The 12,368-nt window shown below is 42.9% G+C and carries 11 protein-coding genes; 4 read left to right on the top strand and 7 right to left on the bottom strand.

Annotated elements, in window-relative coordinates:
- Both IQ260_RS06580 and IQ260_RS06575 read left to right on the top strand, forming a co-directional pair.
- Positions 1-1,912 (top strand): COR domain-containing protein (locus IQ260_RS06580; protein WP_193991984.1); only part of this gene is annotated, 1,912 nt, incomplete at its 5' end.
- On the top strand, positions 1,860-2,291 hold the full coding sequence (locus IQ260_RS06575) for a hypothetical protein (protein ID WP_193991983.1): 432 nt from the start codon (positions 1,860-1,862) through the stop codon (positions 2,289-2,291). The genes IQ260_RS06580 and IQ260_RS06575, both read left to right, overlap by 53 nt.
- Before the next feature lie 45 nt (positions 2,292-2,336).
- Here the strand turns inward: IQ260_RS06575 and IQ260_RS06570 are convergent, their stop codons facing one another.
- From IQ260_RS06570 to IQ260_RS06560, 3 genes are all read right to left on the bottom strand, one after another.
- Complete coding sequence (locus IQ260_RS06570; protein WP_193991982.1) at positions 2,337-5,513, bottom strand: GAF domain-containing protein; 3,177 nt, start codon at positions 5,511-5,513, stop codon at positions 2,337-2,339.
- Positions 5,514-5,831, bottom strand: coding sequence for a CU044_2847 family protein (locus IQ260_RS06565; protein ID WP_193991981.1), 318 nt, complete (start codon positions 5,829-5,831; stop codon positions 5,514-5,516). It lies immediately after the preceding gene.
- Positions 5,832-6,104: 273 nt separating this feature from the next.
- Positions 6,105-6,317: a hypothetical protein gene (locus IQ260_RS06560; RefSeq protein WP_228015641.1), complete on the bottom strand. Its 213-nt coding sequence runs from the start codon at positions 6,315-6,317 to the stop codon at positions 6,105-6,107.
- A gap of 379 nt (positions 6,318-6,696) precedes the next feature.
- On the opposite strand from IQ260_RS06560, the gene IQ260_RS06555 reads away from it, so the two are divergent.
- Both IQ260_RS06555 and IQ260_RS06550 read left to right on the top strand, forming a co-directional pair.
- A complete protein-coding gene (locus IQ260_RS06555) occupies positions 6,697-6,867 on the top strand; it encodes a hypothetical protein (RefSeq protein WP_193991979.1) in 171 nt (56 codons plus the stop codon).
- 162 nt (positions 6,868-7,029) lie between these two features.
- Positions 7,030-7,923: a metal-dependent phosphohydrolase gene (locus tag IQ260_RS06550; RefSeq protein ID WP_193991977.1), complete on the top strand. Its 894-nt coding sequence runs from the start codon at positions 7,030-7,032 to the stop codon at positions 7,921-7,923.
- Positions 7,924-8,322: 399 nt separating this feature from the next.
- On the opposite strand, the gene IQ260_RS06545 is transcribed toward IQ260_RS06550, so the two are convergent.
- The 4 genes from IQ260_RS06545 to IQ260_RS06530 form a co-directional block, all read right to left on the bottom strand.
- Positions 8,323-8,733: a response regulator transcription factor gene (locus IQ260_RS06545; RefSeq protein ID WP_193991975.1), complete on the bottom strand. Its 411-nt coding sequence runs from the start codon at positions 8,731-8,733 to the stop codon at positions 8,323-8,325.
- A 61-nt stretch (positions 8,734-8,794) separates the two neighbouring features.
- The gene (locus IQ260_RS06540; RefSeq protein WP_193991973.1) at positions 8,795-11,353 is read right to left on the bottom strand and encodes an HWE histidine kinase domain-containing protein; all 2,559 of its coding nucleotides are present in this window, start codon (positions 11,351-11,353) and stop codon (positions 8,795-8,797) included.
- Between the two features lie 158 nt (positions 11,354-11,511).
- Positions 11,512-11,934 carry a type II toxin-antitoxin system VapC family toxin gene (locus IQ260_RS06535; protein WP_228015640.1) on the bottom strand — a complete coding sequence of 141 codons (423 nt, stop codon included), beginning with the start codon at positions 11,932-11,934 and terminating at the stop codon, positions 11,512-11,514.
- The gene (locus IQ260_RS06530) at positions 11,931-12,206 is read right to left on the bottom strand and encodes a hypothetical protein (protein WP_193991971.1); all 276 of its coding nucleotides are present in this window, start codon (positions 12,204-12,206) and stop codon (positions 11,931-11,933) included. The genes IQ260_RS06535 and IQ260_RS06530 overlap by 4 nt, the downstream gene beginning before the upstream one ends.
- Between the last annotated feature and the right edge of the window lie 162 nt (positions 12,207-12,368).

The following is a 12,368-nucleotide window of genomic DNA, read 5'->3' as shown; positions in this document are numbered from 1 at the left end:
TGATCTCAGCAAGAATCAAATAACCCAGATCCCTGAAACGATAGGGCAGATGAAGAACCTTCAACAGCTTGACCTCAGCAAGAATCAAATAACCCAAATCTGTGAAACGATAGGGCAGGTGAAGAACCTTCAACAGCTCGACCTCAGTGCTAACCAAATCGAAGCCATCCCAGAAAGCTTAGAGATGCTAACTCAGTTGAAGCTACTCGATCTACGCCATAATATACTTCCAATTTCTCCAGAGACCCTGGGTCCGTCTCGGCTCCACCAAATGCCTGGGTCAGTTGAAAGTATATTCAATTACTGTCGGCAGCTACGTAATAGTAATGTTCGTCCTCTTAATGAAGCTAAATTAATCCTAGTTGGTCAAGGTAATGTTGGTAAAACTTCTATCATCAAGCGACTAAAGAAAGATCACTTCAATCCTACTGAACCCCAAACCGATGGCCTTAATGTATCAAATTGGCAGATCTCTGTTAACACCAAAGATGTACGCCTTAACGTATGGGATTTTGGTGGACAGGAAATTTATCATGCTACTCATCAGTTCTTTTTGACCAAACGTAGTCTCTATTTACTCGTCTGTAATTGTCGTATCAGCGAAGAAGAAAATCGACTAGACTATTGGCTCAAATTAATCAAAAGCTTTGGTGATGACTCGCCAGTGATCGTTATTGGCAACAAACGTGACGAGCAACCTCTCGATATTAATCGCAAAGCTTTAAGAAAAAAATATCCCAATATCAAAGCTATTCTAGAGACTTCTTGTCAAACAGGTGATGGAATAAAAGAACTAAAAGAGACTATCATCAATGAGGTAAGTGAACTCAAAGAAGTTTATGATTTGCTTCCTACGTCATGGTTTGAAGTAAAAGAGTATCTAGAACTTATGGAACAAGACTTTATCACCTACAATGAATATATTGGTATTTGTTATCAACATAATATTGTCGATGAGCAAACTCAAATACAGCTCATTACATTACTTCACAATCTAGGATTAGTGCTCAATTTTAGGGATCATCAGTTACTCCAAAACACTAATGTTCTTAATCCAGATTGGGTCACTCAAGGCATCTACACACTATTAAGCGACGATGAGTTGAAAACGAAAGGAAAAGGACAACTTACCTTTACCGATCTCAACCGTATCTTACCTAAAAGACGTTACCCATTAGAACGTCACAACTATCTTATTGAACTTATGAAAGAGTTTCAGCTATGCTTCGAGCTACCCCAATGTAATCCGGCGCGTTACCTCATCCCTGGCATCCTTCCTAAAGAAGAATCCAAAGAAAGTGGATTAGAAGGTGATACTTTAGAATTTCAATATCACTATAATGTTTTACCTGACAGCATCATTTCACGATTTATCGTCCTTAATCACGAGAAGATTTATAAACAAACTTATTGGCGAAGTGGTGTTATGCTCGTATATACTGAAGGCGATGAGACTTATAATATAGCTCGCATTAAAGCTGATCCTGCCGACAATAAAATTTTTATTGCTATTAGTGGCAAAGAGTCCACTCGCCGACAATTTCTTGCCATCATCCGTGATGTCTTTAGAAAAATTCATAGCGACTTTTCTAAGCCCACTGAACACGTGCCAGTTCCCGAACATCCTGAGTATCCACCAATAAACTATAAAGATTTGTTGGGCTTAGAAGATATGGGTGAACAATATAAGGTAATTGGTGAACTCAAGCTTAGGCTCAATTTACGCCAATTACTCGACGGGTATGAGCCACCTGAAATTCGTAAGCTTAAACGAAAAGAGGTAGATCTAGAAAGCTATAGCGATGGCTTAAAGATCTCTATAACTGACAATCACACCAACATCATTCAAAGAGGAGAAGGTGACAACATTGCGAGAGATTTTATTCAAGGTGACCAAACCAATCAACAATAAATATATCGGTTCTTTAGAAGGTACTTACACCATGGGAAACACTATCCACCAATATGGCTCAGGCGATAATATTGCAGGTGATAAAATTATAGGTAACAAAATTTCTACCCAAATTAACAATAGTCAGAATCTAACTCAAGCTGCCAAAGATATTAAAGCTTTACTGGCTCAGCTCGACAACAACTATGCCCACACTAACCCTGTTGATAAGGCTATGATAACTGCCAAAATAGTTGAGTCAGTTGATAGAAATCCCATGCTCAAAGAACGAGTGATTAATGCTCTTAAAGAGGGCGGTAGCAGTGCACTTGAGGAAGCTATTGAGCATCCATTAGTTAAACCCGTGATCGCTGCTCTAAAAGGTTTTTTAGAAACTTAGTAGTTAGTCTTGATAATGAGTATAATACTACCTAACTCTAAAAATTTAGCCTCTCTCTTGCACTCGCCGCAGCTTGCGCTCAAAATCCTCGATTTTGTCTCCATCGAGTACTTCGTCACGCACCCCGATTAGCTGCAACACATAACCTACAGCCGCATTAAAGTCTCGCATGAGTTGCTCATCTGTCGAGCTAAATGACGCCATGAAACAATCTGGAGGGGGCGTTTTGTCAACATACTCATCGCGCGCCAAATGCTCATATCCGCGGCGAAGCTTATTCACAAGCTGAATCATCCCAAGTAGTTCTCCCTCTGGCGATAAAATAGGCATGCAAAGGAGGCTACACGTCCGATAGTTCGTTGTATGATCAGTCTGCTTAGCCTTGCGGCTCTTGAACTCATCTTCATACAGATCAAACCCAATATTTAAGAAATCGTAGGAGGATTCATCTGTACCTGTATCTTCTTCATTATTGCTACGGCGATGTTGTATGAGATCCAGAGCTTGCTGCGCGGCCTCACCTACATAGCCTTCACCAATGGTAGCAGTTATACGTCGGACATTACCATTCGTATGAGTAATATCAGCATACAGAGCATCTCTATCCTTTGGATCAACTATCCATAGAGTGCTACGGTGAGCACTAACTAATTCTTTGGCAGCAGTCATCACTTGCTCTGGCAACAATGCTTGCTCTAGTCCCCCTCGAATCACAGATTCCTTCGCATGACGTAACTTTTCACCATCGCGATATTGCTTAACCGGACGATAGACTTCTAGAAATGCTTCGATGAGTTGGGCTACTGATATAGCATGCTCATGATTAAATTCATCTTCGTCTTCTGATGTAAAACCTTCTCCAGCAATCATCTTAGCCTGCAAAACTTTGCTGCTAGCATACTCTGGCCTGAGTTTATTCATAAACTCAACAACAGCCAATAAATGATTTGCACGCTTAGAGCGTTGTTCAATCGGTACAATCAGCTTATTGTGAACGAGGTATCTGCTATTGCGACCTTTTCGTGAAGGTGAAAACATTTCTGGTACAACATTCTGATAGCCAAGAATGGCCGCATTTCTGCTCTGAGCAACCTGTCCACACTCTTCAAACCCAATTGGTATACTAATCTCGAACGGCTCTTCTTTTTCATGTTCTGCCACGATTGACCATATTTCTTTCGCATCTTGATCGACCAAATATATACGTGCGGAATGAGCATTAAGAAACCCTCCAGCCAACTGCTCTGTGGCATGTAATAGTTGAAATAAATTGTCATATTGCTCAGTAATCAGCGGCTGACGAGCATTCTCAATGGCAATAGCAACTTGCTCGTTAAATTTTCGGAGACGTTCGTCATCCTCCAGAGTAAAACTTGCCTTGAAATACACTGGCACTTCTTGTCGAGAAGAGTCGGTATTATGATAAGGCTCCTGTCGACTCTGATTGTGGCGCTTGTTTAAAAGCTGAGTAACGCCAATTAATTCACCACTATTGCGGCTAAAAACGGGCATACACAGCAAGCTACATGTACGATAACCTGTCTTTGCATCTGTTTCTCTAGACTTATCAGAGTCGGGGTGGCTATATAAATCAAAGGGAATATTCAGAGTTTGCTTTGATTTAGCAACTTCACCTGCAAACCCTTCACCTACCCTGATTTTGATCTCTTTCCAATCATCTCCTTCAGCCCTGATTTTTGCTCGCAATGTAGTACCTTTTCGATCAAGCAGCCAAAAGGTACCACGGTCAGCATTGGTGATTTTGCACGCTTCGTCAATCACGAGCTTGAGGATATCTTCTAAGTTCTGCCGCTCTTGATTAAGGCTAAGGGTAGCGCTAGAGAAGTTTACAATCGACTGCAGTTTCTTGAATTGCTGATAGTAATTTTGATAAAGGTCTAGAATTAAACGAATTTCAGGGATGTAGCGCTCAAATTTTGTCTGATCGGTAAGGGAAAACCCCTGTTTATCAATTGACACTTCGTCAATACAATCTTCGGTAGAGATCGTATTCGGCAAGTCGGAAACTGGGCGCATTTTATTCAAGAATTGAAAAACGGCAATAGGCACACTTTGCTCATTGAGTAGTGGGAATGTCAGCAGCGTATATGTGCGATAGCCCGTACGCTGATCTTGGGCAATGATTTCTCTGGCATCCTCTGCTGCTTCATAAGCGTCAAATGGTACTGAGATAGTCTTCTTTGTCTCAACCGCCTTGCCTGCAACACCTTCCCCAAAAGGTACCCGGATTTCTAGAGATGAATCTCCTTGCGCCACAATCGACCACAGCTCTCGTTCATTTTTTGACTTAGTGCTGCGGTCTCCCTCTGTCAGAAAATAGACAGTCGTACGATGGGCATTAAGCAGTTTCCCAATTTCGTAGCTGATACGCTCCAGGGCGTTGTGTTGCAGTTCAAACATATCTTGAAACCAGCCCATCCAAAGCGGATCCGTGATATTCTCTGGTGCACCTTTAAACTTCTGCTTTAACTCTGTCAGAATATCAGAGAAATTTAATTCCTTAGATAGAGAAGTCAGCCCTTGACGAGTGGTTAGAGGTTTCTCTGCAACAGGAGTAAACTGTGCTACTAGAGCATCAGGCATATTTTCCCAGACAGCTCTCAAAGCCTCTATTGAGAGTGCTATTCCGACTTCGCCTGAGTTATCCATCTGAATAGTGACTACTGCAAGTACACTACCATCAGCATCTATTACTGGAGATCCACTGTATCCTCCCTGCAACGTTCCCTTTTGCTTGAGGTAATTTGCACGCTCAATCTTCAAATCCCAAGCAGCAATTCGCCGATCGCTATAGGCCGAAAACTGAGTTTCTTGTCCTAGCGTTCCTTGTAACGGGCGAAGCAAAAACGGAGCTGATCGCTCGATTTCAGAGAACCCCCAAATCTGAATCGGCAGATTCTGAGACAGCTTAGAGCGCAACGGCTTCAATGGTAAGCAAGGCCTATATTGTAGCCCCTCTACTCTTAAAACTGCTAAATCAACATCATCTGTCGGCCTAGAAGCAACAACAGTCGCAGGCTTATCAGCTACACAAACGGACCCTTGCCCACCAACGTCACGTACTACATGGCTGCAAGTTACGATATAAGCTGCCTCATTATCACAGAAGATAACAAACCCCGTGCCGGCTTGTTTACGCTCTCTAATCTCAGGCTCTCGACTTGTAATTGAAAGGATAGAGTCGGATACAGAATCATTCATCTACAGAGTTTTTTTAGGTTTAAGCACAAGTTTAATAACAAGATTGGCATTTGCCTTTGCCTTAGTGATATAGAGATTACCTTCACCCTCAAAGCTAAAACCAATCTCGACTTCAGCTTGATCAACTTCCATTTCTTTATTGATTTCTCGAAAGGTTTCTGTGACCGGGCGGCACACATTGAGCAGCATTGGTTTAATGTCATCCAAGGTTTTATTAACCTTACTGGCAAACCGATTTGAAATTTGTCTAGCTTGATCATTTGGCACCTCTACTTCAATCAGAGTGCCATCTTCGAGTTCAATTAGTTGGGTTGCCATTTTTTAGAGATAATGATAGCAGAACAAGACGTAAATTGTTAATAATTTAAGCTTTATTAGAGAATGTTGACACATCTTCGTCATAAGTGCAGCAATTCTCAGTATGAGACTTTAACTAGTATCACAAAAGAATTGCAAGCTCTAAGTCTTAAATTATGAGCATTAGGATCATCTCCTAACGTTCATAACAAATATAGTAAGAGAGGGTTCGCCAATTATCAAAAAAGGTAATTGCTCAACCCGATTTATCTCTCTTTTAACTGGATTGAGAAATTACGAGAGCTTCTGCCAAAGCCTATAGCCAACAGATTTCTCAATATAATCTGGTTTGACGGGATATATTTCTTCATAGGTTTTACCTTCCCAGGAACCCAGAAAAACCTGACGTTCTAAATCATTCAGATGTCTCTCGGTTTTGACATAGACTAACTGGTCGACAAATTCTAAAGCGGCATCGGCATCCATCGTAAAACTGTTGCTGGACATGGGGTAGACGGTTCATGGTTTTGATTCTAAGCAGGGTAAGATGCACAGTCCTAAAGTAACCTGGCTATTTATTTACTGGCAAAGCCAAATTCGAGTTTTGTAGAGTTTTGATGAGGTTTTGTGAGGTTTTGGTAAAGTACATGAAGTGAGTGCCTTACTATATTTAGCAAATTTTTCTCCAGGTTGTGAGTTTTTCTGGTTCCATTCCAAGGCTCCAACCCAGATACTAAAGACAACAGGGGACCGTCAGACAGCAGAGTAGGTTTGACATCTTTTTAGCACGCACTAGTCATCACACATAGCTTATGGAGCAGTTGAGTTCTCCATAGAGCCCTATCGCACGACGTTTGTTTACTTATATTCCTAAGGAGAAAAAGCGATGCCTCCGATTTTTTTCGTATCATTTCCCTTCATTTTGCTATTGCTGCTCTCTAGAGGAGCCGATGCTACGTCTACCCAACCAAAATCGACTAAACTATCCATCGAAAAGGTGATCGATATCATCGACAATGAGGACGAAATCATCATTGTTCGCAAAAAGAAGCATTAATGCTGAGATTCATGCATTCATTGAACAAAAAAGCCTGAAGTCACGCCCAAAAAGGGTAAATTAGCCATACCCATATTTTTTTAATTTGCTCTTCTAGCCCAGCCTCCACTGGTAGTTCATTTTTACGCAACTCCCCTAACCGTGCTATATCCTGCAACTTCAATGAAGCAATCTTGTGTAAATCAGCTGCACGAGAAGTATATCCAAATGCTGGGTAAACCCTTGGGTTATTTGACGACTAACCCTAGCCAGCAATTTCAGCCAGACTATGGTGTTTTATTGAGTGCATTCGCAGCTCAGGTATTAGATAAGTTAAGTGCTAGTACGGCCCTGTATCACAACGTTGAGCATACTATCCTCGTCTGTCTGGTAGGTCAGGAAATTTTACATGGCAAACACCAGCAGGAAGGGAATGTCACCTGTGAGGACTGGCTCAATTTTATGGTGTCACTGCTGTGCCACGACATTGGTTATGTAGGTGGTGTTTGCCAGCAAGATGATGTAGCACAGCGGCGTTATGTACAAGGCCCATACCAGATATCCACAGGGCAGACTCTAGATAAGTGCTGGGTTACCCTAGCTCCAGGGGCAACCGATGCTAGTTTGAGCCCTTACCATGTTGAGCGGAGCAAACTCTTTGTGCAGGAAAATTTTAGCCAATATGAGGTTCTAGACTTAGGGGCTATTCAGCACAATATCTCGTTTACTCAATTTCCTGTACCCGATAGACCCGGTTATCAGGTTACAGATCACTACCCTGGCCTAGCCCGTGCTGCGGACCTTATCGGTCAGCTGAGTGATCCCAGTTATTTACAAAAGACCGTAGCGCTTTTTTACGAGTTTGAGGAATTGGGAATGAACCAAATCCTGGGCTATCGTTCTCCTGAGGATCTGAAATTGGGTTTTCCTGAGTTTTATCGCACCCAGGTTTATACATATATTCGGCCAGCTTTGGCTTATTTACAGACAACGGCTCTAGGCCAGCAGATTGTTGAGAATTTAGACGCGAATGTGAGAGCAGTTAGCTGCAACGAGCCTGCCTTGTCTAAGTGCTAATTTTCAGGACTTGAGGGAAAAATCTCAAACACCGTTGTCAAGAAGGACGTTCAATTGAAAAGGGGGGGGAATAAGCTCCCACTGCCCAGAAAATCTGTTTTAGATAAAAAGGCCTGATAGTTTTAAGGTGAGTTATTGGCTGCAGTGTACACATAAGTCGGAGAGTAAGCTCAAGGCTTCGAGCCCTCATCCCCCAACCCCTTCTCCCCAAGGGAGAAGGGGAGCTAGACTCAAAATCCTTCTCCCCAAGGGAGAAGGATTTAGGATGAGGGGTAATGCAGGAGTTAGAACCACTTTCCAGTTCAATCTTCTAGATGTGTACACACCGTAGCCCAGCACTGGGGGACGGAAGGGGACCTCGGGATCTGAAGCCTAATTGGGTCAACCTACTTAATATTACTATTGTTCTGTAACATTATTTGCTAGCAGTTGCTCAACAGCTTCTAATAGTTGCTCGGATGCAATAGGCTTATAGAGGGCAAGATCAATACCCGTATATTTGGCAATTTCTAAGGCTGTAGATTGATTGTAGATACCCGGTTTGTATCCACTCACACCAATCACCCCCGGAGAGCCATCATAGTTTAATTTTAATTGGGTTAGTAGTGTTAACCCTCCTTCCGGGATAAATTGGCCATTCTCCTTAATCATCATGTCCATAACAATTACATCTGGCCTAATTGTTGTAGCCATTGCTAAGGCATCTTTAACGGTTGCACAACAGTATACAGCATGATTTTTAGCTTCTAGTACTTTACGCCAATAAGAAGATAGTTGCATGTCGTCTTCAAAGATAAGTACGGTAGCCATAACTGCCTGTAATACTCGTTAAATCTCACTTTTATAAAATGATATATACACAGTTTACAGGTTAGTTGAGCAGGTCATAGATCAGCTTTTTTAAGCTTGACTCATCAATTGGTTTTTTGAGAAGCTGTACGGATTTCAAGGACTCAGGAATAGGATGTTTGGAATTGTAGCCGCTAGTAAATACAAATGGAATACTTTGCTCAAGCAGGAAATAGGCAACCTCAAAACTCGTTTCTTTTTTGAGATCAATATCTAGCAAACAGAGCTGATAGCAATCTTGTTGCAAACAATTAAAGGCGCGCTCAACGCTGGGAGCAGATGTCACAGCATCAAACCCGATTTTTTTAAGCGTGTTTTCCATTTCCATGGCGACTAATAAACTATCTTCTACCACCAAAATTTTGATTTGCTCAGTATGGGCTAAGGTATCAGAATCTGAAGTTGTCGAAGTAGAGCTGGTTTCACCGTTTTGCTCCTGTCCCCATCGGATAAGACTATTGGGCAACCAGAATTCAGCTTTTACTCCAGAGGCCAAGAAGTGGAGCACGGCTTCACCTTCGAATTCATAGGGAATCGCCCGTTCAATTAGGTCTTGACCAAATCCTCGCCGCTGAGGATCAACGATAGGCGGTCCATCGGACTCCTGCCAAATTAGCTTAATCCCGCCGTTAAATTCGTGCCAAGAGACCATCACACTGCCTGACACGACTGACAGGGCACCATACTTAGCAGCATTGGATGTTAGCTCATGAAGCACAAGCACAAACGTCGGCACAAAACTGGCTTTGAGTCCGATTACTGGCCCAGTTAGGCTCACTTGAGGCTTAACATCATTGAGATAGGGGCGCAATTCTATGGCCAGCAGATTCCTGAGGTTGGGCCACTCTAACCCATAGCCTGTCACTAGATCATGGGCTGCAGATAGCGCCGCAATTCGGCGTTCTAAGGTTTTTGTGTACTCTTCTAGGGAACTTGTAGACTTTTCCGTTTGACGAGCTATTGAGCGAATCAACGCCAAAATATTTTTAACCCGATGATTGAGTTCTGCAACTAAAAGATTTTGCTGACGTTGTTGAAAATCTTGGACATTAACCCTAGCTAAACGAATCAGCTCAGTGCGGATTTCAAGGGCAATGTTTAGATCAGACGATGTCCAAGGAGAACACCGCTCTTTGACAATTTCTGTGTACTCTTCAAACGAACGCCGTGGATGTAGTCTCGGCGCGACATCATCCTCTACCAGGATTCGGTCATTCGGATTACCGGCCCAGTGAACATCGCGAATGATTTCATTTCTAAAGAAAACAAGATAAAACGGCTCTTCAGCAGGAATTGAAAAGCATAGGGCTCCAGCAGTCAGCCCCCATGTGTCTATCCCCTGGATATCAAGGTGGTTTAAACACTCAGTTGTGATAATGTCGGTTTGTGCGTAGCCATTGTAGTGGTTGAGCAGGACTAATATCGCTGGTTCAGGGGGAGTCTCTCCATGGCTTTTCAACAGCTGTTGTTCGCTGATAAACGCCACGCCATGGGCCGATAGTAATTGGCAAAGCGCCTGGCTTGATTGAATGATGATATTTTTCCAGTCTCTATGGGTCGATGGATCAGACTGGGTGGCAAATAGTTTATCTAATGTGGAGGCGGTGCTTTTGCGATCGCAAAAGCGTTCTTCAGCCAATATCTGTTGAAACTGCAGAGAAAACAATTGTCTAAACAGTTCAACCACCGTCCGCAGATCGGGAGAAATTAACTTCGGTTGCAAATGATGTAGGGCAAATAATCCCCATAGCTGACCATTAACTGTAATAGCAATGGCCATACTGGCCCGCACGCCCATATTTTCTAAATATCCACTATGAATAGGCGATACCCCACGAATCAACGCAAGAGACATGTCGAGGGGAGCCTCTGCTGCATCCAGCGCTAGAATCGGCACGGCAGTAGCATGAATATCTGCAACGATACGCACCCCCGTCCTTACAAACAAAGTACGAGCCATGTCTGGAATATCAGAGGCTGGGTAGCGCAATCCCAGATATGAATTCGTTCTGGGGCTACAGGCTTCTGCAACGACTTCGCCTGCACCATCAGGTAAAAAACGATAGGCCATCACCCGGTCAAATCCAGTGGTCTCGCGCAATTGCTCCACCGCGAGAGACAGTAATTGCTCAGAGCTGGAAGATTGTTCGAGCATCGACTTAGCTCGCATCACCAACGGCATATGGGTATCCAAGTTTGAAATGACGGGCTCTAACTCAATTAACGTTCGAGTCGGGCTACAGTGAACACAGACATCCAAGGTCTGTTCCTGAATCTCATAAATACCTAATCGATGGCGTTGAGCCACTACTGTTGGGACCCCGCAAGCGTTACTCAGGTCATGCACCAGCTCACCTGATAAGACAGCCCTTAACGAACGCCCCAGCATATCAGGGCTAGCCCAGCTGTCATTTTGACCTAAGATCGCACTCAGGTTGTCAGAAACATGGGTGATATACTCTAACGCTCGGTCTGTAACTATCAGCCCGCCAAAAAACTGTACTATTTCTGGAATATGAATCGGTTCCTGAGCACAGTTTGACAGCGCAATTTCCCATTGCTGGGTAAGGTCAGTAGGCATAAGAGCGTCCGTTGCTGTTTTATAAGGTGACTAGAAATTAACTAGAAATCAAGGCTAACGCATACTACTAAGTCTACCTACATAACCGCATCAATCTGTAAGCGTCCCCTGAGCGGAGTCGAAGGGGACGCTGGCTATGAACGTTGGCTAAAAGGAGATTATTCATTTTCAGCGACTTGTTTCAGAAACTCACTAACAGATAGCAGCGGAACTAATTCAGTCACAAAATCTGCATCTCTAGTAACAAGAGCATCTAAGCCTTGTGTAATAGCACAGGCAGCCTGTACAGCATCTTCAAAATCAGGCGTGCTGGAGCATAAAGCCAGTTCTAGAACTTGGCGATTAACAGGACTGATTTGTAGTGCGTCTAATATCACAGACACAGCTTGGTTAGCTTTTTCCAAACTTTTGGTATGGCGCTTGGTAATGTAGAAGATATCGGTCAGCGTAGTTGCGGTCACGTAGCCGGTAATTTGGTTTATTTTTATCAGCTGAAACAGAGCTTCTGCGTCCTTGAAGAAAGGCTGTCGTTCCAACAGAAAATCTAGAATTAGATTGGTGTCGATCAAAATCTTGATCATGAGAACTTATCTATGCGTCGTTCTTCCAGCATGATTTTTACTTCATCGTCAGTCGGGACTGGCTGTTCAGTTTTGAGCAATCCGCGCATTTGGTCAACAGCCTGACTAATGCTGAGTTTCATGTGGCTTTTATCAGATAAGTTCACATCTGACGAAGGTAAAGGTGTCTCTAGCACCTCGTCTTGCAATGATTGAATAATTAGATTAACGAGTGCTAGACGTTCACTGACTGGCAGTTTGATCGATAGCTTTTTGAGTTCTTGGAATGTCATAGGACTATCCGGCTCTCTGCTTTTAGACTAATAGAAATCTGATTGTGAAGAAGTTTTCCCCTCAAACAAGGTACTCTGAACTAAGAACTGTATTTTTTCTTGAGTATAGCGATAATGAGATATATACTGCACTGACACTTTGCTTAAGCAAGATATCATCTA

Source organism: Leptolyngbya cf. ectocarpi LEGE 11479 (assembly GCF_015207065.1).
GTDB lineage: Bacteria > Cyanobacteriota > Cyanobacteriia > Phormidesmidales > Phormidesmidaceae > Leptothoe > Leptothoe ectocarpi.
Note: the sequence above shows the minus strand (reverse complement) of the source record. Positions and strands in the feature narration are given on the sequence as shown.